Annotated in this window: 27 protein-coding genes; 11 read left to right on the forward strand and 16 right to left on the reverse strand. The window is 61.6% G+C overall.

Features of this window, described 5'->3' with window-relative positions; all coding sequences use genetic code 11:
* The first annotated feature begins 4 nt into the window (after nt 1–4).
* Nucleotides 5–1,132, forward strand: coding sequence for an Mrp/NBP35 family ATP-binding protein (locus LDN70_RS14110; RefSeq protein WP_223940578.1), 1,128 nt, complete (start codon nt 5–7; stop codon nt 1,130–1,132).
* A 51-nt stretch (nt 1,133–1,183) separates the two neighbouring features.
* On the opposite strand, the gene LDN70_RS14115 is transcribed toward LDN70_RS14110, so the two are convergent.
* From LDN70_RS14115 to sigE, 3 genes are all read right to left on the reverse strand, one after another.
* Entirely contained in the window at nt 1,184–1,564 is a 381-nt protein-coding gene (locus tag LDN70_RS14115; RefSeq protein WP_223940579.1) for a twin-arginine translocase TatA/TatE family subunit, read from the reverse strand.
* A gap of 10 nt (nt 1,565–1,574) precedes the next feature.
* Entirely contained in the window at nt 1,575–2,417 is an 843-nt protein-coding gene (locus LDN70_RS14120) for a hypothetical protein (RefSeq protein ID WP_223940580.1), read from the reverse strand.
* A gap of 112 nt (nt 2,418–2,529) precedes the next feature.
* A complete protein-coding gene (gene sigE, locus LDN70_RS14125) occupies nt 2,530–3,153 on the reverse strand; it encodes an RNA polymerase sigma factor SigE (RefSeq protein WP_142938484.1) in 624 nt (207 codons plus the stop codon).
* 236 nt (nt 3,154–3,389) lie between these two features.
* On the opposite strand from sigE, the gene LDN70_RS14130 reads away from it, so the two are divergent.
* The gene (locus LDN70_RS14130) at nt 3,390–4,022 is read left to right on the forward strand and encodes an O-methyltransferase (RefSeq protein ID WP_142938483.1); all 633 of its coding nucleotides are present in this window, start codon (nt 3,390–3,392) and stop codon (nt 4,020–4,022) included.
* Nucleotides 4,023–4,108: 86 nt separating this feature from the next.
* Here the strand turns inward: LDN70_RS14130 and LDN70_RS14135 are convergent, their stop codons facing one another.
* The 4 genes from LDN70_RS14135 to LDN70_RS14150 all read right to left on the reverse strand — a co-directional run bounded on the left by LDN70_RS14135 (nt 4,109) and on the right by LDN70_RS14150 (nt 7,002).
* Nucleotides 4,109–4,276, reverse strand: coding sequence for a DUF3117 domain-containing protein (locus LDN70_RS14135; RefSeq protein ID WP_009357720.1), 168 nt, complete (start codon nt 4,274–4,276; stop codon nt 4,109–4,111).
* Between the two features lie 226 nt (nt 4,277–4,502).
* The gene (locus tag LDN70_RS14140; RefSeq protein WP_223940581.1) at nt 4,503–5,702 is read right to left on the reverse strand and encodes a hypothetical protein; all 1,200 of its coding nucleotides are present in this window, start codon (nt 5,700–5,702) and stop codon (nt 4,503–4,505) included.
* A gap of 101 nt (nt 5,703–5,803) precedes the next feature.
* Complete coding sequence (locus LDN70_RS14145; protein ID WP_166840055.1) at nt 5,804–6,136, reverse strand: DivIVA domain-containing protein; 333 nt, start codon at nt 6,134–6,136, stop codon at nt 5,804–5,806.
* 26 nt (nt 6,137–6,162) lie between these two features.
* Nucleotides 6,163–7,002, reverse strand: coding sequence for an LOG family protein (locus LDN70_RS14150; RefSeq protein ID WP_187697133.1), 840 nt, complete (start codon nt 7,000–7,002; stop codon nt 6,163–6,165).
* A gap of 163 nt (nt 7,003–7,165) precedes the next feature.
* Here LDN70_RS14150 and LDN70_RS14155 point away from each other — a divergent pair, with 163 nt between their 5' ends.
* From LDN70_RS14155 to LDN70_RS14170, 4 genes are all read left to right on the forward strand, one after another.
* Nucleotides 7,166–7,921: an amino acid ABC transporter ATP-binding protein gene (locus LDN70_RS14155; RefSeq protein WP_062072913.1), complete on the forward strand. Its 756-nt coding sequence runs from the start codon at nt 7,166–7,168 to the stop codon at nt 7,919–7,921.
* Between the two features lie 56 nt (nt 7,922–7,977).
* The gene (locus LDN70_RS14160) at nt 7,978–8,856 is read left to right on the forward strand and encodes a glutamate ABC transporter substrate-binding protein (protein WP_142938481.1); all 879 of its coding nucleotides are present in this window, start codon (nt 7,978–7,980) and stop codon (nt 8,854–8,856) included.
* Nucleotides 8,857–8,949: 93 nt separating this feature from the next.
* Nucleotides 8,950–9,600 (forward strand): amino acid ABC transporter permease, encoded by a 651-nt coding sequence (locus tag LDN70_RS14165; RefSeq protein WP_011775440.1) that lies wholly within the window; start codon nt 8,950–8,952, stop codon nt 9,598–9,600.
* On the forward strand, nt 9,597–10,445 hold the full coding sequence (locus LDN70_RS14170; RefSeq protein WP_142938480.1) for an amino acid ABC transporter permease: 849 nt from the start codon (nt 9,597–9,599) through the stop codon (nt 10,443–10,445). The genes LDN70_RS14165 and LDN70_RS14170 overlap by 4 nt, the downstream gene beginning before the upstream one ends.
* Nucleotides 10,446–10,523: 78 nt before the next feature.
* Here the strand turns inward: LDN70_RS14170 and dapE are convergent, their stop codons facing one another.
* Nucleotides 10,524–11,648 (reverse strand): succinyl-diaminopimelate desuccinylase, encoded by a 1,125-nt coding sequence (dapE, locus tag LDN70_RS14175; RefSeq protein ID WP_223940582.1) that lies wholly within the window; start codon nt 11,646–11,648, stop codon nt 10,524–10,526.
* A gap of 85 nt (nt 11,649–11,733) precedes the next feature.
* Between dapE and dapD the strand changes: the two genes are divergently transcribed.
* Nucleotides 11,734–12,759 carry a 2,3,4,5-tetrahydropyridine-2,6-dicarboxylate N-succinyltransferase gene (gene dapD / locus LDN70_RS14180; protein WP_166840052.1) on the forward strand — a complete coding sequence of 342 codons (1,026 nt, stop codon included), beginning with the start codon at nt 11,734–11,736 and terminating at the stop codon, nt 12,757–12,759.
* A gap of 13 nt (nt 12,760–12,772) precedes the next feature.
* Nucleotides 12,773–13,615, forward strand: a complete 843-nt coding sequence (locus LDN70_RS14185) for a transglycosylase SLT domain-containing protein (RefSeq protein ID WP_223940583.1) — start codon at nt 12,773–12,775, stop codon at nt 13,613–13,615.
* Between the two features lie 63 nt (nt 13,616–13,678).
* Here LDN70_RS14185 and LDN70_RS14190 read toward each other — a convergent pair whose 3' ends face one another.
* Nucleotides 13,679–14,290 carry a hypothetical protein gene (locus LDN70_RS14190; protein WP_223940584.1) on the reverse strand — a complete coding sequence of 204 codons (612 nt, stop codon included), beginning with the start codon at nt 14,288–14,290 and terminating at the stop codon, nt 13,679–13,681.
* A gap of 110 nt (nt 14,291–14,400) precedes the next feature.
* Nucleotides 14,401–15,027, reverse strand: a complete 627-nt coding sequence (locus LDN70_RS14195; protein ID WP_223940585.1) for a TetR/AcrR family transcriptional regulator — start codon at nt 15,025–15,027, stop codon at nt 14,401–14,403.
* Nucleotides 15,028–15,107: 80 nt separating this feature from the next.
* Between LDN70_RS14195 and galE the strand changes: the two genes are divergently transcribed.
* On the forward strand, nt 15,108–16,148 hold the full coding sequence (gene galE, locus LDN70_RS14200) for a UDP-glucose 4-epimerase GalE (protein WP_024817461.1): 1,041 nt from the start codon (nt 15,108–15,110) through the stop codon (nt 16,146–16,148).
* Nucleotides 16,149–16,232: 84 nt separating this feature from the next.
* Here the strand turns inward: galE and LDN70_RS14205 are convergent, their stop codons facing one another.
* The 3 genes from LDN70_RS14205 to fdxA form a co-directional block, all read right to left on the reverse strand.
* Complete coding sequence (locus LDN70_RS14205) at nt 16,233–17,516, reverse strand: citrate synthase (RefSeq protein ID WP_024817462.1); 1,284 nt, start codon at nt 17,514–17,516, stop codon at nt 16,233–16,235.
* A 232-nt stretch (nt 17,517–17,748) separates the two neighbouring features.
* Complete coding sequence (gene dapC, locus LDN70_RS14210) at nt 17,749–18,897, reverse strand: succinyldiaminopimelate transaminase (protein WP_223940586.1); 1,149 nt, start codon at nt 18,895–18,897, stop codon at nt 17,749–17,751.
* Nucleotides 18,898–18,911: 14 nt separating this feature from the next.
* The gene (fdxA, locus tag LDN70_RS14215) at nt 18,912–19,238 is read right to left on the reverse strand and encodes a ferredoxin (RefSeq protein WP_017200392.1); all 327 of its coding nucleotides are present in this window, start codon (nt 19,236–19,238) and stop codon (nt 18,912–18,914) included.
* Between the two features lie 198 nt (nt 19,239–19,436).
* Here fdxA and LDN70_RS21305 point away from each other — a divergent pair, with 198 nt between their 5' ends.
* Nucleotides 19,437–19,625: a putative acetyltransferase gene (locus LDN70_RS21305; RefSeq protein ID WP_502773820.1), complete on the forward strand. Its 189-nt coding sequence runs from the start codon at nt 19,437–19,439 to the stop codon at nt 19,623–19,625.
* On the opposite strand, the gene LDN70_RS14220 is transcribed toward LDN70_RS21305, so the two are convergent.
* Together LDN70_RS14220 and typA are read right to left on the reverse strand one after the other, a co-directional pair.
* Nucleotides 19,558–19,989: a hypothetical protein gene (locus tag LDN70_RS14220; RefSeq protein ID WP_223940587.1), complete on the reverse strand. Its 432-nt coding sequence runs from the start codon at nt 19,987–19,989 to the stop codon at nt 19,558–19,560. The two genes, LDN70_RS21305 and LDN70_RS14220, sit on opposite strands and share 68 nt — an antisense overlap.
* A 33-nt stretch (nt 19,990–20,022) precedes the next feature.
* Nucleotides 20,023–21,939 (reverse strand): translational GTPase TypA, encoded by a 1,917-nt coding sequence (typA, locus tag LDN70_RS14225; protein ID WP_166840042.1) that lies wholly within the window; start codon nt 21,937–21,939, stop codon nt 20,023–20,025.
* Nucleotides 21,940–22,223: 284 nt separating this feature from the next.
* Here typA and LDN70_RS14230 point away from each other — a divergent pair, with 284 nt between their 5' ends.
* Complete coding sequence (locus LDN70_RS14230; RefSeq protein WP_223940588.1) at nt 22,224–23,066, forward strand: SGNH/GDSL hydrolase family protein; 843 nt, start codon at nt 22,224–22,226, stop codon at nt 23,064–23,066.
* Nucleotides 23,067–23,239: 173 nt separating this feature from the next.
* On the opposite strand, the gene LDN70_RS14235 is transcribed toward LDN70_RS14230, so the two are convergent.
* Nucleotides 23,240–24,955 (reverse strand): ABC transporter ATP-binding protein, encoded by a 1,716-nt coding sequence (locus tag LDN70_RS14235; RefSeq protein ID WP_223940589.1) that lies wholly within the window; start codon nt 24,953–24,955, stop codon nt 23,240–23,242.
* Between the last annotated feature and the right edge of the window lie 4 nt (nt 24,956–24,959).

Raw genomic sequence — 24,959 nt, forward strand, 5'->3', positions numbered from 1 at the left:
CCACATGAGCATCGCATCGGTCGAGGCGCTGAATGCTGCCTTGGCAACCGTCATTGATCCCGAGCTACGGCGCCCCATTACCGAACTTGGCATGGTGGAATCGGTATCGGCCAATGATGACGGCACCGTGCATGTGGCTGTTCTGCTGACCATCGCCGGGTGCCCCCTGCGGGAAACAATTACCAAGGACGCTACAGACGCCCTCCTCCACGTGGAAGGCGTCACCGGTGTAGACGTGGAGCTGAAGGTCATGACGCCGGCACAGCGTGAAGCCCTCAAGGAACAGCTCCGCGGACCAGCCGGACAACGCGGCATACCCTTCACTAAACCCGGTTCCCTGACCAAGGTGTACGCCGTGGCCAGCGGAAAAGGCGGTGTAGGCAAATCCTCTGTCACTGTTAATCTGGCCTGCGCACTGGCCGCCCAAGGCCTCCGTGTGGGCATCGTGGACGCCGACGTGCACGGCTTTTCCGTGCCCGGGCTGATGGGGATCACCCAAAAACCCACGCAGGTGGACGACATGATCCTTCCGCCCGTGGCCTACGGCGTCAAGGTCATTTCCATTGGCATGTTCGTTGACGGCAACCAGCCAGTGGCATGGCGCGGCCCCATGCTGCACAGGGCCCTTGAACAATTCCTGACCGATGTCTACTTCGGCGACCTCGATGCCCTCTTCCTGGATCTGCCTCCCGGCACGGGGGACATCGCCATCTCCGTGGCGCAGCTTTTACCCAACGCAGAGATTCTGGTAGTGACCACCCCGCAGGCAGCTGCCGCTGATGTGGCCGAACGAGCCGGCACCATCGCCACCCAGACCGGACAGAAGGTGGCCGGCATTATCGAGAACATGTCCTACCTGGAAATGCCCGACGGCGAACGCATGGAATTGTTCGGAAGCGGCGGGGGCGCCATCCTGGCTGAGCGGTTGAGCTCTGCCGTGGGCGCCAGCGTTCCGCTCCTCGGCCAGATTCCGCTGGACATCCGATTGCGGGAGGGTGGCGACGCCGGGAAGCCTGTGGTTCTGGCAGCACCAGAGACGGCTGCCGCGAAAGCGCTGGAGGGTATTGCTGCCTCTTTGGCCACGCGGCCCCGCGGGCTGTCCGGCATGCCGTTGGGGATCCAGCCCCGCTAAGTCACGAGGCCTGGGCCGACGGACCTCGGCAGAGCTTGCTTCTAGTTCGGCTCAGGTCGCTTCGGAATCGAAGGGGGCGGCTTCGCCCTCGGCCAGCCGCTCAATGACCCGCACCGGGGTCTTGGGTTTAACGTCTACGGCAGCGGCAGCAGCGGGCGCTCCGGCACTGACAGGTTTCTCGTCATCAAGAAGAGCATCCTTGATGATGCGCCGGGGATCATACTGGCGGGGATCGTATTTCTTCCAATCGACCTCATCGATGTCGATGCCGACTTCTTCTTTGATCTGCTCGCGGGCGCCGGATGCCATCCGACGCACTTCCTTAACCAGGTTGGCCAGCTTTTGAGTGTATTCGGGCAAACGGCTGGGACCGATGACGAGTACGCCGATAATCAGAAGAAGTATGAACTCCGGGCCATTGATTCCAAGCACGTAACGAAGATTACCTTGTCTCTGGTGCCGCTCCTAAACCGGCAGGACGGAGTAGGGTTTGCACCCCTCGCAGCACCCTTTTGTACCACGGCTCCTGATCTTCCGGTGCAGGAGCCATGGACATGGACTCCCCCGCGCGGACGATTTCAGGGACAGCATCGTCCGCAGTGTCCGCCGGAAGGTCGGAGGCGTAACTGATAACGGCTGCAGGCATGGTGTAGACAGCCTTCCATGGGGTTCCCTGCGTGAGTGAGAGTTGCGCGGATGTAGATTGCCCCGGTTCTCGGTTCGCAGGCAAGTGTTCCTCCACGATGGTGGCAAAGTGACCGTTGTTTTCCAGCCGGATCTCTACAGCAGGGTTGCCATTGTGCTTGGTTGCTTGGGCGGATACAACGTGGAAGCCCATTGCTGACAGCTCAGGGCACGCCCAACCTTCTGCCCGAAGTGAATCCAACTGGTCAGGGCTCAAACTGACGGTGCTCCCGGCTCGGAACGCAGGTCCCACCATGGCATCGGCGGGGCTGCCCGTCCAGGCACCGGCAAACCCGCTGGCGCTGCTTGTTCCCGCGAGGACTTGCGGCTCGGCATCGCCGGCGATCACGTAGGCAGACACAGCCAGTGCACCCGCACTGACCATCAGGGTGCCCGCAGCAATGCCTGCCATACGAAGGCCCGGGAAACGACGGTACGAATTTCGCAGCGGTGGGAAGTGCGGCGTCGAGCCAGCCGGTCCAGGATCGTTCGCCAGGCGTTCCGTGTGCTGGATCAGTCGCGCGGCAAGGTCCTGGCTGGCTTCAGGTACGGCCGCGCCACGAAGGCGCTCAATGTACTGCCGTTCGCGGCGGAGGGCCATGCGGCATTCAGCGCAGTGCTGCAGGTGTTCCGTGCTGCGAGTATGGCGCAGCGAAGCCAAGGTGCGCCGGGGCGGGGCTCCCGGACGAAGGGGACGTCGAGGCATCGACAACCTAAAGAATGCTGGCGATGCGGGGCATCTTCAACCGCGGCTTGCGCGCCTCTGCCGGGCGGGGATCGCGGTGGGCCAGTTTCTCCCGGAGCATGGTCCGCCCGCGGTGGATTCGGGACCTGACAGTTCCCAGTTTCACACCGAGCGCCTCGGCGACTTCATCATAGGAAAGACCTTCAAGATCACACAGCACCACGGCGGCGCGGAAGTCCGGCGGGAGTTCTTCCAAAGCGCGCTGGACATCGAGGTCAAGGTTATTGTGCTCGAAGCTCTGCTCAGGTCCGGGTTCACGGCCCGGCAAACGGGATTCGGCATCTTCGGCGAGCGCATCGAAGCGGATCCTGCTCCTGCGCCGTGCCCCGTCCAGGAACAGGTTGGTGGTGATGCGGTGCAACCAGCCATCCAAGGTTCCGGGTTTGAAGTTTTCCAGGGAACGGAACACCCTGACAAAAACTTCCTGGGTGAGGTCTTCGGCGTCGTACTTGTTGCCGGTCAGGCGATAGGCGAGGCGATATACCTTGGCGGAGTGGTTTGACACCACTTCCTCCCAGCTGGGCATGACCCAGTCAGTAACGGCCTCCAGGCTTTCCGCTGTTTGGACTGGCGCAGCATGCGATGCCGGCATCGTCCACTCCCCTCAAACTGTGGTTCACCGAACTTTCGGTGCCGCCCACCTCATGGATGACCGGAGCATTATCATCCCAAGTTTGTCTGGGAATTTCCTGACTGGACGGCGATTTCTCCGCAAGGCTGAAAACGGCCATGGACACAGCCCCAGGGAGCATCCCTTCAGCGGGTTTACCCGTGCGGACACAGTAGTCTTGGTACAAACACCCCTTCCCGCGGAAAGCGAACCCCTTCATGAGTGCCGACAAGTCAAGCAGCTGGTCCTACGCAGAAGATCTGCCGGCTGAGGATGACGTGTTGTTGCGCGCCCGTGAGCGGTCCTTTGAGCTGGGTGTTACCCCCATCAGCCCCGGTGTGGGTGCGGTGCTGACAGTGCTTGCCGCGGCGTCCAAAGCGCAGACAGTGGTGGAAGTTGGCTCCGGGGCAGGAGTGTCCGGGGTTTGCCTGCTGCGTGGCCTCAGCCCCCATGCCGTGCTGACCACCATCGATGTGGACGTCGAGCATTTGAAGGCCGCCAGGGAAGCATTCCTTGAGTCCGGTAGCCCTGCCAACCGTACCCGCACCATTTCAGGCCGCGCGGCGGATGTGTTGCCACGACTGACCGACTCCGCGTACGACCTCGTGTTCATCGATGCCGACAAGCCCAACTTCCCCAAATACGTGGAACAGGCAATCCGCCTCCTGAAATCAGGCGGCACCCTGGTGATCAACGATGCTTTGGACAAGGACCGCGTCGCCAACCCGGCAGCGCGTGAGGCAACCACGGTGGTTCTGCGTCAGATTGTGAAGGCCATCCGCGACGACGACCGGTTGGCGTCGGCGATGCTGCCGACGGGCGACGGCCTTCTGGTGGCCGTCAAGAAGTAGGGTGCCTGCCAGCATCAGGAAAAGCAGGTTAAACAAAAGCAGGGCCCCGGTTTTCCGGGCCCTGCTTTGTAAATCTATCCAAATGCCTATTCAGTAACGCCTACGAGGCATTCCTTGAGGTTGGCCGCTTCCGCAGCGTTGAGTTCGACAACGAGTCGTCCTCCGCCTTCGAGCGGCACACGCATGATCAAGCTGCGTCCCTCTTTGGTAACTTCCATAGGGCCGTCGCCGGTACGTGGTTTCATAGCCGCCATTAGGAAAATCCCCTCCATTTGTCCCAAGTCACGCCAACCCGGCCGGGCTGGTTCCGCGTCGCAATTGCAGCCGGCGGCACCGCTTGGGAGGCCGCCTTGGCCGGGCACTTTTCGGTGCTTTGTCCTTGCTCTTGTCCTATTATCCCGTAATTACCTGTCCGTAGCTAATCAAACGCGCATTTGTCCGGACTTTGTACATACTCCGCCGGCGCGGCAAACGTCCACGTCAGGGCGGATAGTCCCCGCCGCCGGGGAGCGGAGCCCACGCCCACAGCCACACCACCCAGACGATCTGGAGGAGGACGAACATCACCACGACCGTCCCCCGGTACGCTTTGGATTTGGAGAGCAACGCCACCGCCAAGGCCAGGGGAAAAAGCGGCAGCAGCATTCTGAAGGTACTGGTCTGGGGGTGAAGGAAGACCAGCAGGTAGCCCATGTAACAAGCGCACCAAAGCCGCAACTCAGTTCCCAGCGCCCTGACCGGCCTGGACATCATGACCAGCACGAAAAGCGCCGTGAAGACGAACGGGGCCAACACGCCCAACACAGGACCGAACAGCATCCGACCCGTGTCGAACCACGGCTTGAAAGGCACAAGATCGTGCCCCCGCCACGCTGTTTCCGTGCGTGTGTAGGCAGTGAGTTCACCGGTGGTTGCCCAGGCAATGGCTGGCCACGCGAGAGCTCCAATGCCCGCCGCAAGCACCATCGCCCCCAGCGAGAGCAAGCTGCGCACCGACGTCGCGTCGTCACCGCCTGACGCGGGGGCTGACAGCGTCCCCGAAGGCCTGAAGCGCTGCCACAGACGCCAGAGCAACAGCAATCCCACCATGGCGGCAAACGGGACTCCCGTGGGCCTGGAAAGACACATGAGAAGCACTACCGGAATTGCCGCCAGATATCGGCCGCGGACCACCAGCAACAACGAGCCGGACAACAGCAGCAGGTTTAAGGACTCGGCATACGGGACCTGAAGGATTGGGGACACCGGAAAAGTGGAAACGAAGACGACGCCCCACAGCGCCGCGCGCTTACCTTCGAACTCGCGGAAGAGCTTGTAAATCACCAAAGCGGCGCCCACACCCGCCACCATGGCGATGATGGTGAGCGCCGGGAGGGTTCCTATCCCGGTGGCTGCCGCGAGACCCCGGGCCAGGAAGGGAAAGAGTGCATAGAACGCCCATGCGTTTTGCTGAACGACGCCGTTCGCGTCCACGGGCAGGACCGAGGGATAGCCCTTATCAGCCGCTTCCTGATACCAGCGTCCATCCCAGATAGTGATGAAGTTCCAGTAATCCGGAGCGGGCGGGAACCACGGGTTGGTTCCTTGGTGAATGGCTGCCGCCATGAAGATGCAGGCACTGACCAGCCGGGCCACCACAAATATCAAGGTAACCTGCAGCCACCAAGGCCATCCGGCCATTCCGGCGACGGCAGCTGATAGACCCAAGGACAGCCGGTCCGCGGGTCCCCGCGCCCCTTGCGTCTTTGAGCCAGGGGGCTGCGAGGCTGGAGTCCGCGAGCTCACTGCCGGGTCCGGCCGGTTTCGCCGTCCTCGCCACGACGCTGAACCAGCGCGCCCAACCGTTGGATCTCGCGATCCTTGGCCTGCAACTGGTCCCTGAGCTCGTCGAGGACCTGGTCCACCTGATCCATCCGATAGCCACGGAGGCCAAGCGCAAAACGGAGGGAATCGACGTCGACGGGCTTGGCGTCCTCCGGCAGCAGGACAGCGGGCAGGTTGGGAACGGGTTGCTCCAGTCCCGATCCAAGAGAGCGCCCCTTGACGATTCCGGCACCGAGATACAACGCAGCGCCGACGAGGACTATCGCGAGAAACACCAGGAAAAAGCTCACAGGTCCATCGTGCCAGAAACGAAGGTCTACTCCGGGCGCTGGTCTCCGTTGGGAGTCGGAGGCAACGGCGCGCCATGTAGGACGCGGTGCACGGCGTCGGCGGGGTCATCCACCAACTGGATCAGGTCAAGGTCCTTCTCCGAAACCATGCCCTCTGCCACCAAGGTCTCCCGGATCCACTCGATCATGGGACCCCAGAACCGCACTCCCAGAAGAACAATGGGGAAGGAAGTGACCTTACGTGTTTGCACCAGCACCATGGCTTCGAACAATTCATCGAGAGTCCCTAGTCCTCCGGGAAGCACCACGAAGCCTTGCGCGTACTTGACGAACATGGTTTTGCGGGCGAAGAAGTAGCGGAAATTGATGCCCAAATCCACCCATTGGTTGAGCCCCTGCTCGAAGGGAAGTTCGATGCCCAGGCCAACGGAAACGCCATTGCCCTCCACAGCCCCCTTATTGGCAGCTTCCATGGATCCCGGGCCACCGCCGGTAATCACGGCCACGCCGGCTTCAGCAAGCTTGCGGCCCACATCCACGGCCATCTCGTAGTACTCGGATCCGGGTTTGGTCCGCGCGGAGCCAAACACACTAACGGCAGGACCCAGATCAGCCAAGGCTCCGAAGCCCTCTACGAACTCACTCTGGATTCGCAGGACACGCCACGGATCGGTGTGGATGAACTGCCCGGCACCGCTGGTATCCAGCAAATGCTGGTCCGACATTCCCGTGTCAGCCTGTTTGCGCCGAAGCTCAAGGGAGCCTTTGTGCTTGGCGGGGGCGACCTCCGAAGGGAGGGGCACATGGGTGCCCGTGACGCGGCCGTTGGCATCCGGACGGGGAACGTGGTGCTGGCTCATGCTCATTGCCCAAGGCTAGCGCGGATGACGGCGCGCTCCGTGGCAGCGACCCGCATCTTGCATTGCAGTCTGGTATATCGCTGTGGGGCAGGTTTCTGTTCAGTCACGATCTTCAGGAAGTTGCCGTGACCGTGGTCATATTTGCTTCTTTGTTCGCTAGATTCGTCGTATGACTACTCAAGCGTCCGGCGATGCCCTCGTCTCCCTGAACGGCGTCAATAAGCACTACGGTCAATTGCATGTCCTCAAAGACATCAACCTTCAGGTTAAGAAGGGTGAAGTGGTGGTGGTTATCGGACCATCCGGATCCGGTAAATCCACTCTCTGCCGTGCGATCAACCGCTTGGAAACAATCGACGACGGCGACATCGCCATCGACGGGAAGAAGCTTCCCGAAGAAGGCAAGGACCTCGCGCACCTGCGTGCCGACGTCGGCATGGTCTTCCAGTCCTTCAACCTGTTCGCCCACAAGACGATTCTTGAGAACGTCACGCTGGGTCCCATCAAGGTGAAGAAAGTGGCCAAGGGTACGGCCGACAAGGAAGCCATGGCCCTCCTGGAACGCGTAGGCGTTGGCCACCAAGCCCCGAAGCTTCCCGCCCAGCTCTCAGGCGGCCAGCAGCAACGTGTGGCCATTGCCCGCGCTCTTGCCATGAAGCCTAAGGTCATGCTGTTCGACGAACCTACGTCGGCACTGGACCCCGAGATGATCAACGAAGTGTTGGACGTCATGATCCAGCTGGCCAAGGAAGGCATGACCATGATCGTGGTCACCCACGAGATGGGCTTCGCCCGCAAGGCTGCCGACCGCGTGGTGTTCATGGCTGACGGCCAGATCGTCGAGGACGCCACCCCCGAGGAATTCTTCACCAACCCGAAGAGCACCCGCGCAAAGGACTTCTTGTCCAAGCTCTTGACCCACTAGCTCCTTACCGCCAGCACCCCCGGCCGTAAGGCGGCCACCCATATGAAAGGAACACCATGAAGTCTCTTATTACCCGGAGGAAGTCACTCCTGGTGGCCGCATCGGCTGCGCTTGCTCTCTCGCTGAGCGCTTGCGGCGGCGGCAGCACCACAACTACTCCCCCGGTTGCTTCGGCAAGCTTCGAAGCCGGCACCACCATGGAGAAGCTCAACAAGGCCGGGACCATCAAGATCGGAACCAAATTCGATCAGCCGTTGTTCGGCCAGAAGGGCCTTGATGGCAAGCCTGTCGGTTTCGACGTTGAAATGGGCAAGGCAATCGCCGCAAAACTGGGCATCGCCGCGGACAAAATCGAGTGGGTAGAGACGGTCTCCCAAAACCGCGAGTCGTTCATCGAGCAGGGTCGCGTGGACCTCGTTATCGCCACGTACACCATCAACGATGCCCGTAAGGAAAAGGTCTCCTTCGCCGGACCGTACTACGAAGCTGGCCAGGCTCTGCTGGTGAATAAGGACGACAACTCCATCACCAAGCCTGAAGATGTTGCCGGCAAGAAGGTCTGCTCCGTTACGGGTTCCACCCCGGCCAAGACCATCGCCGAGAAGTACAACGCAGAGGTAGTCCCCGCGGCCACCTACACCGCTTGCCTGGAACCGCTGCGCAACAAGCAGGTCGTCGCGGTCACCACTGACAACGTGATCCTTGCCGGCTATGTGGACAAGGAACCGGATGCTTTCAAGCTCGCCTCGGATGAAACCTTCACCAAGGAGCCTTACGGCATCGGTCTGAAGAAGGATGACACTGTCTTCCGCAACTGGATCAACGATCAGCTTGAGGGCTTCGCCAAGGACGATACCTACAAGAAGGCTTGGGAAGCCACAGCAGGCAAGGTCATCAAGACCGCACCTGAACTTCCTACGATCAACCGCTACTAGTCGGGACCCGTCAACTGCCGCCGCCCCCTCCGGGCGGCGGCAGTTGACGAATCCAGGACCCTGTTCCCTGATTAGCTGCAGCCAAAGGAAGCCATGGACGCCGTCATAGCAAGCCTCCCCGAATACTGGGACGGATTTCTCCGAACCCTGTATCTCTCCGTAATTTCAGGAATCATTGCCCTCATTGTCGGCACACTCCTGGCGGCCATGAGGGTTTCCCCCGTGGCAGCACTTCGCGGTTTCAGCATGTTCTATGTTGAAGTGGCGCGTAACACCCCGTTGACCATCATTTTCTTTTTCGCCGCCATTGTTTTGCCCCGATTGGGCGTCAAGTTCGAACAATTCGAAGTTGCTGCCATCATCGCGTTGAGCAGCTACACGGCCGCCTTCATCGCCGAAGCGGTCCGTTCCGGTGTCAACAGCGTGCCTGTGGGCCAGGCAGAAGCTGCCCGCAGCGTCGGCATGACCTTCACCCAGGTCCTCGGCTTCATCGTCCTCCCCCAAGCCGTGCGGACCGTCATACCCCCGTTGATCAACATCCTGATTGCCTTGGTCAAAAACTCCTCGGTGGCCGGCGCATTCTTCGTCCTGGAGCTTTTCGGTTACGGCCGGCAGCTCTCCAACGACTACGGCAACCAGGTCCTCTGGATCCTCCTCGGAGTGGCGTTCTTCTACCTCTTGATCACAGTTCCCTTGGGACTCCTGGCGCACTTTGTTGAACGAAAGGTGGCGATTGCCCGATGACATCGGTCCTTTACGACGTCCCCGGGCCCAAGGCCCGCCTCTATTCGCTCATCGGCTCTGCCGCCGGCGTTCTGATCATTCTTGGCATCCTGGCTATCGCTGTCATAACGCTGGCGCAGCAGGGTATCTTCGATGCCGACCGCTGGGAGATTTTCTACGGCCCCATGGCGCCGGACGTCTGGAACCTGATCGGCCAGGGCATCGTTTCCACCCTGACCGCTGCTGCCGTTGCAGCCGTGATCGCGTTCCCCCTGGGTATCGCGCTCTGCCTCCTGCGCATCTCCCTGATTCCCTGGGTCCGTATACCAACGCAGGTAGTGCTGGAGTTCCTCCGCGGCATGCCTGTGGTGCTCATGATGTTGTTCGTCCTGCTGGTTTTCGCCACGGGACAGTTCCAAGCCGTTGTTGTTGGCCTGGTTCTCTACAACGCCGCTATCTTCGCTGAAATTCTCCGTGCCGGCATCCAGTCCCTCCCCAAGGGACAACGCGAGGCTGGTTTGGCCATTGGCCTCCGCAGCTTCCAGTCACGGATGTCCATCGAATTCCCGCAGGCTGTGCGCCGCATGCTTCCCTCATTGGTTGCCCAGTTGGTGGTTCTGCTCAAGGACACCTCGCTGGGCTACATCGTCGGTTACGAGGAACTGCTCCGGAAGATCCAGATCATGGCCGACTTCCTGGGCCCGGACTTCCTGTTCCCGGCGTTCTTTGTGGGCGCGGCCATCTACATCCTGATCAACCTGACAGTGTCGCGGATTGCCATCTGGATTGAACGCCGCGGTTCCAAAAAAACCGCTGGCGGCACGGCCAAGGCGACCGCAGCCGGAGCGGTTCCCACCGCCAAGTAGTTCTCTGGCAAGCAAACGGCGGGTCCGGTTCCAATGGAACCGGACCCGCCGTTTTTGATTTCTTGAACGTGCTCGGGACTACGGCGCCAGCCACGTCCTCAGTGCACGGAGGCACTCACGGATGGCATCGGCGTCGACGTGCTCGTTGTCCTTGTGCGCCAGCAAAGGATCGCCGGGGCCGAAGTTCACCGCCGGGATGCCCAGTTCACTGAAACGCGCGACGTCGGTCCATCCGTATTTGGGTTTGGGCTCGGCACCGACTGCGGCGATGAAGGACGCGGCGGCGGGGTGATTGAGTCCGGGCCTCGCGCCGGCAGCAGCGTCTGTACGGACGACGTCGAATCCTTCCAGAAGCTCCCTGACGATGGCCTCTGCCTGGTCCGGATTCTTGTCTGGAGCGAAACGGTAGTTGATCTCCACCACGCAGCGGTCCGGGATGACGTTCCCTGCCGTGCCCCCGTTGATTTTCACGGCGTTCAGGCTTTCGCGGTAATCCAGGCCGTCCACGTTGATGGTCTGTGGCTCGTAAGCGGCGAGCCGCGCCAGGATGGGTGCCGCGGCGTGGATCGCGTTGATGCCCATCCATGCGCGGGCTGAGTGGGCTGTTTCGCCGATAGTGGTGGCCTCGAAACGGCTGGTTCCGTTGCAACCGCCTTCCACCGTGCCGTGGGTTGGCTCCAACAAAATTGCGAAGTCACCCTTCAGCAGATCTCCGTGGTTCCGAACCAACCTGCCGAGTCCGCTCTTGACCGCTTCCACCTCTTCATGGTCATAAAAGACGAAGGTGACGTCCTTGTCCGGCTGCCTACCGTCGTCGAAGAGTGTTGCCGCAAGCGCCAGCTGCACCGCCACGCCGCCCTTCATATCCGTGGTGCCGCGGCCATACAGCACGCCTTCACCAGGAACGCCGGACTCCCAGGTGGCCGGAACTGTACCCAAGGAGCCCTCAACCGTAGGCAGGGGCACGGTGTCCAGGTGTCCGGCCAGGATGACACGCTCCGAGCGGCCGAGTTCGGTCCGTGCAATGATGGCGTCGCCGTCCCGGATCACGGTATAGGCAGGAATGGCGCGCAAAGCTGCCTCGACGGCGTCGGCGAGTTCGGTCTCGTTGCCGGAAACGCTGTTGAAGTCGATGATCGCAGCCGTCAGCAAGGCAACGTCCTGGCGCAGGTCAAGGAGGGCGGGGGCAGGGTTCAAAGTCACCCGTCCAGCCTAATGCCCGCAAATGCGACTTCTGTGGTGTGAGACAGGTTTTAACCGACCTCCGCCTGCTGGATAGACTTGGCGCATGACTGAAACTGCCTCCTCTGCTGTGCCCGCAACCGCGCCCGCCAACCCCCGATCGGCTTATGGCTTCGGCCTCGCCACCATCGCCACCTCGGCTTCCGGGGAAGCAACCGTGCTGGACGTCTGGTACCCGGCACCCGCACTTGGCGTTGCGGCCGAAACCCTCCGTGACGTTGAGAATGCCGACCCCGCGCTCACTGCACTGGCCAACGACGGCAAGGATGCCGACCGCGGGACGGAGCAGAAAGTGGTCTTCGCGCAGATCGACCTCGACGCCGCCCCGGCAGACACTGCCGATGCTTACCTGCGTTTGCACCTCCTCTCCCACCGCCTGGTCAAACCGAACAGCATCAATCTGGACGGCGTCTTCGGCAAGCTGCCCAACGTGGTGTGGACCAACTTCGGCCCCGCCGCCGTTGACGGCTTCGAGTTGACCCGCGCACGCCTTCGCAAGCGCGGCAACGTTGTGGTGTACGGCGTGGATAAGTTCCCGCGGATGGTTGACTACGTGGTTCCCACGGGTGTGCGCATTGCCGACGCCGACCGCGTCCGCTTGGGTGCCCACCTCGCCGAGGGCACCACTGTGATGCACGAAGGCTTCGTGAACTTCAACGCCGGCACCCTGGGCACCTCCATGGTGGAAGGCCGCATCTCTGCTGGCGTTGTTGCCGGCGACGGTACAGACGTTGGCGGCGGAGCATCCATCATGGGCACGCTCTCCGGTGGCGGCAAGGAAAAGATCGCACTGGGCGAGCGCGTCCTGCTCGGTGCCAACTCCGGCGTAGGCATCAGCATTGGTGACGACTCCGTGGTGGAGGCCGGACTCTACGTCACCGCCGGTACCCGTGTCCGCGTTCCGGGCCCCAAAGACGAAAACGGCGAGGACACCACCAAGATCATCAAAGCCGTGGAACTCTCCGGCGTTCCCAACCTGCTCTTCCGCCGCAACTCCACCACCGGCGGCGTGGAAGTACTTCCCCGCAAGGGCCAAACGGTGGAGCTGAACGAGGCTCTCCACGCCAATTAGCAGGAGAGAATCAATGCGCCGGTTCCGCCGCGCCATAGTTGCGGTGCTGGCTTTGGCCCTCGTAGCAGGTGCCATTTACGCGATAGTTGCAGTGCTGCAGCGCTCCGAGACACTTGTCACGGAGCGCTGCCTCGCCATGGTCGGTCCCGAAAGCCACGAGCTCGCCACGGATCAGACAGCCAATGCTTCACTCATCTCCGCAATCTCCGTCCAGCGAGGGCTTCCACCACGGGCAGCAACCATTGCCCTGGCCACAGCCATGCAGGAATCCAGGCTGCGGAACATCAACTACGGCGATGACGCCGGCCCGGACTCCCGTGGACTGTTCCAGCAAAGGCCCTCGCAGGGATGGGGAACCGAAGAACAGGTCATGGACCCCGTCTACGCATCGAACGCGTTCTATGACGGCTTGGTTAAGGTCCCAGGCTACGAATCCATGGAGATCACCCAGGCTGCCCAAGCGGTCCAACGTTCAGCCTTCCCCCGCGCTTATGCCCAGCACGAAGGCATGGGCAGGGCCTTCGCTTCTGCTCTCACCGGTCACTCCGAGGCTGCACTGAACTGCGAACTGCGCATGCCCGAGGCGGCTGGTGACCCTGCCGCCGTCGTTGATGAACTCACGACGGCGTTCGGCACCCAAGCGGCCACCGTACAGGGCCGCTCGGTGCAGCTGGACATCGATGGAACACTGGCCTGGGCTGTGGCCCATTGGGCAGTGGCCAACGCCAAGACGCTGTCCATTACCCAGGTGGACGTTGCTGGCCAGACGTGGAATCGGGAGAAACGGGACAGCTGGCAACCTTCTGCCGCCCCACCTGAGATGGTCACCATCACGGTCTCCGCCCCCGCCACCTGAGTTTTTGTACAGCTCCCGCCCTTATACGCGCGTCTTAAGGGCCGTATCTGTCCAAAAACTCGCTCAGGCGAGAATCTCCACCACAGGTTGGACGTAGCTGCGGAAGACATCCGGCTCGGAGAGCAGTCGGTGGCTCATGATCATGGTGTTGGGTTCCAGATACCAGGCACGGGGTTCATTGAGCGGCAACTCAATAATGGTGAGTTCGAAGTCACGGGAACTGCGGCCAACTTCAAGAAGCCTGTCCTCCACCATTTCGCTCAGCACCTGTGTCATCCCGTTGGCTTCACGGGTGGCCTCAAGGTTGGCATACTCATCGATCCTGTCGGTGGCCCACCCCAAGGCAGAGCCAAAATGAGCTTGCAGAACGCGTTGAAGGGCCGGCGAGTTGCCAAAAGCCTTGAAGCTGGGCGGCGAGAGCTCCGGGGCCGGATGGGGATAGGACTTCACCAGACTCTCCCACCAAGCCTCCCATTCGGTCTTCAGTGCAGGGAGGCCACCCACATCAGAAGTGAGGTGTTTATGGTCTGCATGCCGGACTTTTGGTGTTGCGTGCGAGAGTATGGGTTTTCCGGCGCCATCAAGTCCCGCTACGTCGCGCAAGTACAGGGCGATGAGCATCGGCCCGGACGTATCCATGGTGATGCGCCATCCCGGGCCGCCTGACTCGTGCATGCGAATTCCTCCCTTTGGCAGGTCCCCGACATGTTCCAGTCTATTCCCGATGACTCCGCACGGTAATGGCGTCATCCGCCTCTTATGGGGCTCGGCCGACGCAATGACGCTTAGCGGCTGGATGGCGCGGCCCTGAGGGACCGCAGGTGAGCCGTGAGGACGTCGCTGCACATCTCTGCGGTCATCCACTCGGGCTGCAGCAATGCGTGCATGCACAAGCCGTCCATGGTGGCAAGGAGCCTCTCCGCTTCAGTCACAAGGGTTTGCCGGGCGTCAGCTTCACCGGGGTTAAGGATCAGGATGAGGCGACCGACGACGGCGGCCACGGTGCGGTGGCTGCGCTCGGCTTCAGCGGCCAGGACCGGCCTGATCCGGGCAGCCTGCCGGAACGCCATCCATACACAAGCGTCTACCGCCAGTTCCTCGTCCAACGGCAGGAACTGGCCGAGGAGATTTAGCACGGCGTCGTGTTGTTCGGCGCTGTCCGGCGACGCATCCTCGACCGATGCAAGTGCCGCTTCAAGGCGGCCTACGATGCGATCGATCACTGCCCCGAAGGAGAAGACCAAGAGCTCATCGCTGCTTGCGAAGTAGTGGCGCACCGAACCAACAGCCAGTTCTGCTTCGTCAGCCACTTCCCTCAGTGATGCCCGTTCCAAGCCATCGCTGGCAATGATCCGGAAGACGGCTTGGACAACTTCATGGCGCCGGGCTTCGGCATCAACAATTTTGGGCACTAATTGTTTTTAGCACGAATGTGCTTCAACACCGCTCAACAGAGAGCGGCGTGGCTCCAATTTCCGATAGCGTAGGAACCATGAAAATTCTTGTCACGGGTGGCACCGGCTACATCGGTTCCCACACCGTTTTGTCCCTCCAGGAAGCCGGCCACGACGTCGTTGTGCTCGACAACCTCGTGAACTCCAGCGAGGAATCCCTCCGCCGCGTTTCCGAGCTCACCGGCAAGACCGCCGCCTTCCATAAGGTTGACCTGGTAGATGAGCCCGCAGTTGAGGCGGTCTTCGACCAGCACCAGATCGACGCCGTGATCCACTTCGCCGGCCTGAAGGCCGTGGGCGAGTCCGTCCAGGAACCCCTCGCCTACTACTACAACAACATTGTGGGCACCCTTAACCTGCTCCGCGCCATGGACAAGCACAACGTCCGCTCCATCGTCTTCAGCTCCTCCGCCACGGTCTATGGTGAGCACAACCCCATCCCGTACATCGAGAAGATGGAAATCGGCGCCAACAACCCGTACGGCCGCACCAAAGAGCAGATCGAGGACATCCTCTCTGACCTTGGCAACGCGGACGACCGCTGGCATATCGCACTGCTGCGCTATTTCAACCCCGTGGGAGCACACCCGTCCGGCCGCATTGGCGAGGACCCCCAGGGCATCCCCAACAACCTTGTCCCCTTCATCGCGCAGGTAGCCGTGGGACGCCGCGAGAAGCTCATGGTCTTCGGCGGAGACTACGACACCCCCGATGGCACAGCCCAGCGCGACTACATCCACGTGGTTGACCTGGCCGATGGGCACGTAGCAGCCCTGAACTACATCGCTGAGCGTGCCGGCGTCCGCCGCTGGAACCTTGGCTCGGGCCGCGGTTCCTCCGTCCTGGAGGTCCTGCGGTCCTTCGAGAAGGCCGTGGGCCAGCCCATCCCGTACGAGATCACCGGCCGCCGGGCCGGCGACCTTCCTGCTTTCTGGGCCGACGCCTCTTCCGCCCTCGCAGACCTCGGTTGGTCCACCACCAAGACGGTGGACCAGATGTGCGAGGACCACTGGCGCTGGCAGAAAAACAACCCCTACGGGTACAACGCCGCTCAGCCTGCCGCGGCGAACAACGCCTAGTCTGCAAACACCGCAACCAACGACGGCGGCCGCTCACCTCGCGCGAGGTGAGCGGCCGCCGTCGTTATTAACGCTGCTGCCGTGTCAGTTGGCCGGGTAGTTGCGCTCCGGCTCCCCTGTGTAGAGCTGCCGCGGACGGCCGATCTTCGTCTGGGGATCGTTGATCATTTCGCGCCACTGGGCAATCCAGCCCGGGAGGCGTCCAATGGCGAACAGTACGGTGAACATCTTCTCCGGGAAGCCCATGGCCTTGTAGATGAGGCCGGTGTAGAAGTCGACGTTCGGGTACAGCTTGCGCTGGATGAAGTAGTCGTCAGCCAGGGCCTTCTCTTCCAAGCGCATGGCGATGTCCAGCAGTTCGTCGTTGCCGCCGAGCTTGCCCAGAACTTCGTGTGCCGTTGCCTTAATGATCTTGGCGCGGGGATCGTAGTTCTTGTAGACACGGTGTCCGAAGCCCATGAGGCGGACGCCGTCTTCCTTGTTCTTGACCTTCTCCATGTAGTCCTCGGGCTTGATGCCGTCGGCCTGGATCTGGCGGAGCATCTTCAGCACGGCCTCGTTGGCGCCACCGTGTGCGGGGCCGAAGAGGGCGTTGATGCCGGCGGACACCGACGCGAAGAGGTTGGCGTTGGACGAGCCCACAAGACGCACGGTGGACGTGGAACAGTTCTGCTCGTGGTCTGCGTGCAGGATGAGCAGGAGGTCCAGTGCCTTGACCACTACCGGATCCATCTCATACTGCTCGGCCGGAAGACCGAAGCTCAGGCGCAGGAAGTTCTCCACCAGGTTCATGGAGTTATCCGGGTAGAGCATCGGCTGGCCGATGGACTTCTTGTGCGCGTAGGCAGCAATGACCGGCAACTTGGCCATCAGGCGGATGGTGGAAACTTCCACGTGCTCCGCGTTGAAGGGATCCAGCGAGTCCTGGTAGAACGTGGACAGCGCAGAAACAGCCGAGGAGAGCACCGGCATGGGGTGGGCGTCACGCGGGAACCCGCCGAAGAAGCCCTTGAGCTCTTCGTGCAGGAGTGTGTGGCGGCGGATCTTCTGATCGAACTCTTCCAATTCCGTAGGAGTGGGAAGGTTGCCGTAGATCAGCAGGTAGGAAACTTCGAGGAAGCTCGAGTGCTGCGCGAGCTGCTCAATGGGGTAACCGCGGTAGCGCAGGATGCCTGCGTCACCGTCGATGTAGGTGATGGCCGAGGTAGTGGCCGCTGTGTTCATGAAGCCGGGGTCATAGGCAACGGCGCCCGTCTGCTTCAGCAGCTTGGAAACGTCGTAGCCTTCGTTTCCTTCTACAACCTTGATGCGCGGCAGTTCGAGTTCGCCGCCGGCATGGCGCAGTGTCGCGCTGGTGGTCTCAGTCATGGAGTCCCCTTCATGAGGCCTCAGGGCCTCTATCGAACGCTTGTCCAACCACCTTCTGGTGCCGCCGCCTTCGGCCCTACTGTTGCAGGGCTCCAACGGCCGAAGTGCATTCTTAGAGAAGGCCACCATTGATAGTCAGTTAAAAAGCTACCGCCAGTAACCCTACGGAACTAATCCGTACCGTCCGGTTACTGGCGGAATGACGCTATTAGTGGCGCAAGTCACAGCATTGTTATGAGGCTGTGGCAAGCCGTTCAACTGCGGCATCGATTCGTTCGTCACTGCCGGTGAGGGCCACCCGGATGAATCCGTTACCGGCGTCTCCATAGAAAACGCCCGGGCCCACCACAATGCCGAGGTCAGCGAATCGAGCCACGGTGTCCCACGTGGCTTCTCCGGCCGTGGACCACAGATAGAGCCCGGCCTTGGATTCGTGGATGGTCAGCCCGAACTTCTCCAGCGCAGGCACAATCCTCTCGCGGCGTCCGCGGTACAGATCCTTTTGGGCCAGCACGTGGCTGGCATCGCCCAGTGCAACGCGCATGGCTTCCTGCACGGGGTAGGGAACAATCATGCCCGCATGCTTACGGCTGTTCACCAGGTTGGCCATAATGGCCGAATCCCCGGCAACGAAGGCTGCCCTGTATCCGGCAAGGTTGGATTGCTTGCTCAGCGAGTACACGCACAGCAAGCCGTCCGTGGAGCCGCCGGTGACGCGGGGATCCAGGATGCTGGGCACAGCTTCTCCCCCGCGTTGGGCATCCCATACGCCCCAACCCAGCTCGGCGTAGCATTCATCCGAAGCCACCACCGCGCCGAGCTCGCGGGCCTGGCCCACGATCCGCTGCAGTGACTCAACATCACGGACGCTACCGGTGGGATTGCCGGGCGAGTTGATCCAGATCAAACGAACCTTCGCGCGGGTGGCTGCATCAAGTTCGTCGAGGTCATCCGCAGCAACTGCCGTGGCACCTGCGAGTGAGGCGCCGATATCGTACGTCGGGTAGGCAACGGTAGGCCTGACAACAACATCGCCGGCGCTCAAACCGAGCAGGAACGGCAACCAGGCCACGAGCTCCTTGGAGCCAACGGTTGGCATGACGTCCTTGGGGTCCAGCCCCGGCACGCCGCGGCGGCTGGCGAACCAGTCCACCACGGCTTGGCGCAGGGCCTCTGTGCCGTGCACCGTGGGGTAACCATGGGCGTCCGAGGCCGCCGCTAGGGCCTCACGGATGAGTTCGGGAGTGGGGTCCACCGGCGTGCCGATGGAAAGATTCACTGCGCCACCGGGGTGTTTAGCGGCTGTGGCAACATACGGCGCCATAGCCTCCCACGGGTAGTCAGGCAGGTTCAGGCCGAAAGCCGGCGCCGCGGAAATCAAGGAAACAACCGCCCTTAGTGGTCTTGGTTCTGCGGGGGCAGTGCAGCGATATACGGGTGGTCCTTGCCCGTGTTTCCGATCTTGGCGGCTCCGCCAGGGGAACCCAGGTCATCAAAGAACTCAACGTTGGCCTTGTAGTAGTCGGCCCATTCTTCCGGGGTGTCATCCTCGTAGTAAATGGCCTCAACAGGGCACACGGGTTCACAAGCACCACAGTCGACACATTCATCGGGGTGGATATAGAGGGAACGCTCACCTTCGTAAATGCAGTCGACAGGGCACTCTTCAATACATGCCTTGTCCTTGACATCCACACACGGCTGCGCGATTACGTACGTCACGTCCCAGACCTCTCCACGGTTTGTCCCGGCGATGGCCGGGGTAACACTGCCGGCATCATGCCGGGCACTCAACTTCCGAGCCTATTATCCAACAGTGCGCTAACGCCAACCTAGCCCGCGTCTTAGTATGAAACGGTGACTCCCCCGAATGTGCCGCCCCAACAGTTCCTCCTCAACGCAGAGCCAGGAATCCGGGTAGTGGTCCGGTACAGGATCGAGGACGGTTTGACGGACGCACTCGGCTATCTGGTAGGAACCACCGAAGGCGCCTGTACAGTCCGGACCCGCACGTCCGACGTCGACATTCCGCTGGCAATGGTTATCGCCGCGAAAGAGGTTCCACCTCCGCCGCCGCGCCGGCAACCCGTGCGCGCCGCGTCCGACTGACGGGCAGCCGACTGATGACCACAAGCATGATTAACGTCACTCCGCCGATGCCGAAAACCCAGACGTTCCCCACGGCGTCGCCCGGAATCAACTGCTTGGCCGGACCGGCTGAGGACAGGATTCCGACGACGGCGTAGCTCACCACGCCTGCCACCGCCGCCGGTACCACCGAGCGGCACCAGGCAGCGAGCCACAACTGTACGGACGCCACGAGCAGCAGAGCTGCGGCCACGCCCCATGGGAGCTCAACGCCGGACCACAGTACGGTCCGCCGATGGAGCGCTGTTCCGGCGAGGGCAACAAAAAGAGCCGCCGGCACGGCCGCAGCAATGCTGCGTGCCATACCGGCGGCTCTCTTCTTCATTCAGCTGTTCCTGACTGCGTCAGAAAGTCCAGGCTAGGACTTGGCGCGGGCGCGGTTGGCCTTGGCGCGCTCGTTCGAGTCCAGGATGACCTTGCGGATCCGGATGGATTCCGGGGTGACCTCAACGCATTCGTCCTCACGGGCGAATTCCAGAGACTCTTCGAGGGTCAGGTCGCGCGGCGGCGTCAGGTTCTCGAAGGTGTCAGAGGAAGCCGCACGCATGTTGGTGAGCTTCTTTTCCTTGGTAATGTTCACGTCCATGTCATCAGCGCGGGAGTTCTCGCCCACGATCATGCCTTCGTAGACCTCGGAGGTGGGCTTCACGAAGAAGGAACCGCGTTCCTGCAGGTTGATCATGGCGAACGGCGTAACAACACCGGCACGGTCGGCGATCATGGAACCGTTGGTACGGTACTCGATCGGGCCGGCCCACGGCTCGTAGCCTTCGGAAATGGAGGCAGCAATGCCGGCGCCGCGGGTGTCCGTGAGGAACCGGGTGCGGAAGCCGATCAGGCCACGTGCAGGAACGATGAACTCCATGCGGCACCAGCCGGTACCGTGGTTGGCCATGTTGGTCATGCGACCCTTGCGGGCAGCCATGAGCTGGGTGACGGCGCCGAGGTATTCTTCCGGCACGTCGATGGTCATGTGTTCCATCGGCTCGTGGAGCTTGCCGTCGATGGTCTTGGTAACAACCTGCGGCTTGCCCACGGTCAGTTCGAAGCCTTCACGGCGCATCTGCTCAACCAGGATGGCCAGCGCGAGCTCACCACGGCCCTGAACTTCCCAGGCGTCGGGACGCTCGGTGGGGAGAACCTTGATGGAGACGTTACCGATCAGTTCCTTGTCCAGGCGATCCTTCACCTGGCGGGCCGTAACCTTGGCGCCCTTGACCTTGCCGGCCAGCGGCGAGGTGTTGATACCGATGGTCATGGAGATCGCGGGATCATCCACGGTGATCAGCGGCAGCGGCTGCGGGTTCTCGGCATCCGTCAAGGTTTCACCGATGGTGATCTCCTCGATACCGGCAACAGCAACGATTTCACCCGGACCGGCAGACTCAGCGGGAACGCGGGTCAGGGCCTTGGTAGCAAGCAGTTCGGTGATCTTGACGTTCTTGAGCTCACCGTTTGCGCGCGCCCAGGCCACGGTCTGGCCCTTGCGGAGCGTGCCGTTGTAGATGCGGAGCAGGGCGAGGCGACCAAGGAACGGCGATGCGTCCAGGTTGGTAACGTGTGCCTGCAGCACGCCGTCCGGGTTGTACGTGGGAGCGGGGATGTGCTCGATGATGGTCTTGAAGAGCGGCTCGAGGTCCTCGTTCTCCGGAGCGGAACCGTTATCCGGCTGCTCCAGGGAAGCGCGGCCAACCTTGGCAGCGGCGTAAACGACGGGAACTTCGAGGACCTTGTCCAGATCCAGGTCCGGAACTTCGTCAGCAAGGTCCGAGGCAAGTCCGAGGAGCAGGTCCATGGACTCGTGGACAACTTCGTCGATGCGGGCGTCCGGGCGGTCGGTCTTGTTGACCAGGAGGATCACCGGCAGGTGGGCGGCGAGGGCCTTACGCAGCACGAAGCGGGTCTGGGGCAGGGGACCCTCAGAGGAGTCGACCAGCAGGACGACGCCGTCAACCATGGACAGACCGCGCTCTACCTCGCCACCGAAGTCGGCGTGGCCGGGGGTGTCAATGACGTTGATGGTGATGGTCTCGCCGTTGGACGACGGGCCGTTGTAGGCAACCGTGGTGTTCTTGGCGAGGATGGTGATGCCCTTTTCGCGCTCCAGGTCACCGGAGTCCATGACACGGTCCTCAACCTCACCATGGGAAGCGAAGGAGTTGGTCTGCTTGAGCATGGCGTCGACCAGCGTGGTCTTGCCGTGGTCAACGTGTGCGACGATCGCGACGTTGCGCAGATCGCTCCGCGACGCAGTGTTGGTGATGGTTTCAGACATGCGTTAATGACTCGTTTCAGTGGTGAAGTCAGCTGTTTGTATCCGCGCGCATACCTGATCGACTTGATCGGAACACACAGCGAAAAGACCCCGGGACACAGGGCACCTGCATCCAGTCTAAACGCAGTTGCATTTATGAGCCTAAAAAGCAAGCCATTCACCCCCCGAATGTGGCACTGCTCACACTCCCGCGTTGTGACGTAAACGCAAGTCAAGATGCTGGATTTTCGCGGTCGCGTGCAGCATGATTGGCTCCAGAACCAGTGCCACGTGGAGAACAATAGATGCGACAAGCTCCGGCCGCGTTCCGCATGCTCGCACCCCTGATCGCCTCCGGCGTTCTCCTGGTGGGCTGCGGATCAAACCCAGCGCCAATCACCGCCCCCTCTGGATCAGTCGCGCCCGTGCCCGCGCAGACAGCGGCCGCCGATAAACCGCTACGAGTGGCCCCTGCCCCCAGTTCCCTCAACCTACCGGTGGGCTCGCTGTACAAAAACCCGGCGAATAACCGCAGCGAGCTGGTCCTGGCGGACGTTCGCCACACCGCTGTACTCATCGGCGATTCCCAATCCATGCCGAAGGATTCATGGCCGCAGCAAGGAATTGCTGCGATGGGCTACAAACTGCACGTCGTGGGCATGGGCGGCACAGGATACGTAGCAACCAACGGGAAAACCGGCAACTACATCGATGCGTTGCAACGCGGAGACTGGGTGTTGCCCTTTGGCGATCCACCGTTGATCGTGATCCAGGGTGGCGGCAATGACGCCACCCAACGCGCCACGGACGCGCAGATCACCAGCAATGCCGAGCGGCTCCTCGCTGCCCTCAAGAAGCGCTACCCGGGAACCACCTTTGCCATGATTGGAACCCTGGCCAGGGGCGTGAGCAATGGCGGCGGACGCCGTACGGAAATCGACGCCCTCTTGGGACGTATCGCGGCCAAGCACGCCATCCCGTTCGTCAGTGCGGGCGACTGGCTCAGCCGCTACGACGCGATCGGGGATCTCCAGGATGGCGTGCACCTGAAGCCTGCCGGGCACGCGAAACTGGGCGCAGCATTGGCTCGCGAATTAACTGCCCTTGGCCTCACGGCCCGCCCGGACACCGCCCCGCCGGCGAAGTAGCCCGCGCCGTCGTCAACCCGAACGTTGTGAGGCCCGCTTTGCATGCTTTGTGAGCGCCTTGGCCTGCAGAGCGGGCCCCGCAACACGTGCCTTAAACGGCAAGAGCCGGTGGTCCCCTTCTCAGGGAACCACCGGCTCTGTTGCTTCACGGCGAAGGGAACTTACGACGCCGGTCAGGCCACCTCTGGTGGCAGCAGCAAAGAGCCGCCCGGAATAGCATCCAAAAGCGCCTGGGTGTACGCCTCGCGCGGGTTGTCGAAGACATCATCCGTGCTTCCCGTTTCCACAAGCTTGCCCTTCTGCATCACACAGACGTGGTCCGCGATCTGACGGACAACCGCGAGGTCGTGGGTAATGAACAGGTACGTCAGTCCAAGGTTGTCCTGAAGATCAGCCAGCAGGTTCAGCACCTGGGCTTGGACGAGGACGTCCAGTGCTGAGACCGCTTCATCGCAAATGATGACTTCCGGGTCCAAGGCCAGCGCGCGGGCAATGGCAATGCGCTGCCGCTGGCCACCCGAGAGTTCGTTGGGGTACCGGCGCATGGTGGACTGCGGCAAGGCCACCTGGTCCAGAAGCTCCCGGACCTTCTTTTCACGGCTGGCCTTGTTGCCGATCTTGTGGGTCCTCAACGGTTCTTCAATGGTGCGGAAGATGTTGTACATGGGATCGAGGGAACCGTAGGGATCCTGGAAGATCGGCTGGACCCGGCGACGGAACTTAAACAGGTCCTTGCTGCTGAGCGTCGACGTATCCACGCCGTCAAAGATGATCTTTCCCGACGTCGGTTCCAACAGGTTGAGAACCATTTGCGCCACAGTCGACTTGCCGGATCCGGACTCGCCAACAATGGCCGTAGTGGTTCCGCGCTTAACGGCAAAGGAAACAGAGTCGACTGCAGTGAAGTCCGTGGACTTGCCAATGCCGCCACGAAGTTTGAAGACCTTCGTCAAGTCCTCAACTTTCAGAACCTCCTCCGGCAGGGCTGCCTCGACGACCACCGGTTCTGCAGGAGCCAGCAGCTCCTCAGATTCGATCCCCTGCTCCTTAGCCACTTGGATACGACGTGAAGCCAGCGACGGCGCCGAAGCGACCAGTCGCTTCGTGTAGGGGTGCCGTGGGTTGCGGAGCAGCTCCAGCGAAGGCCCGGACTCCACAACCTGGCCCTTGTACATGACAACCACCTTGTCCGCACGCTCGGCGGCGAGGCCGAGATCGTGGGTGATGAGAAGCACGGCTGTACCCAGCTCGGACGTCATCTTGTCCAAGTGATCCAGAATCTGCCGCTGTACCGTAACGTCAAGTGCCGACGTCGGCTCATCCGCGATCAGCAGGCGCGGCTGGCATGAAAGTCCGATGGCAATGAGCGCACGCTGACGCATGCCTCCGGAGAACTCATGCGGGTACTGCTTGGCTCTGCGCGAAGCGTCGGGCAAGCCTGCCTCGGAGAGGACCTTGGCGACGTCCTCGGGCCCTGAGGGGAGCCCGTTCGCTTTCAAAGTCTCCTTGACCTGGAATCCGATTTTCCACACGGGGTTCAGGTTGGACATGGGGTCCTGAGGAACCATGCCAATGGAATTGCCGCGGAGCTCGATCATGCGCTTCTCGCTCGCGTGGGCAATGTCCTCGCCGTCAAAGAAAATTTCTCCGCCGGCCACCCGGCCATTTCCGGGAAGTAGTCCAATGGCAGCCAGGGCTGAGGTTGATTTTCCTGAGCCCGACTCCCCCACGATTGCGACAGTCTCGCCGGGCATGACCGTCAGATGAGCGTTCCTTACTGCGTTGACCTCACCATTACTGGTGGTGAAGTTGATTGCAAGGTTTCTGATCTCCAGCAGCGGACGCTCAGAGCCGGCGACTTCTTCCTTGATGTGAACTGAAGAGTTCATGGCT

It is taken from the genome of Arthrobacter sp. StoSoilB22, from assembly GCF_019977315.1.
Lineage (GTDB): Bacteria > Actinomycetota > Actinomycetes > Actinomycetales > Micrococcaceae > Arthrobacter.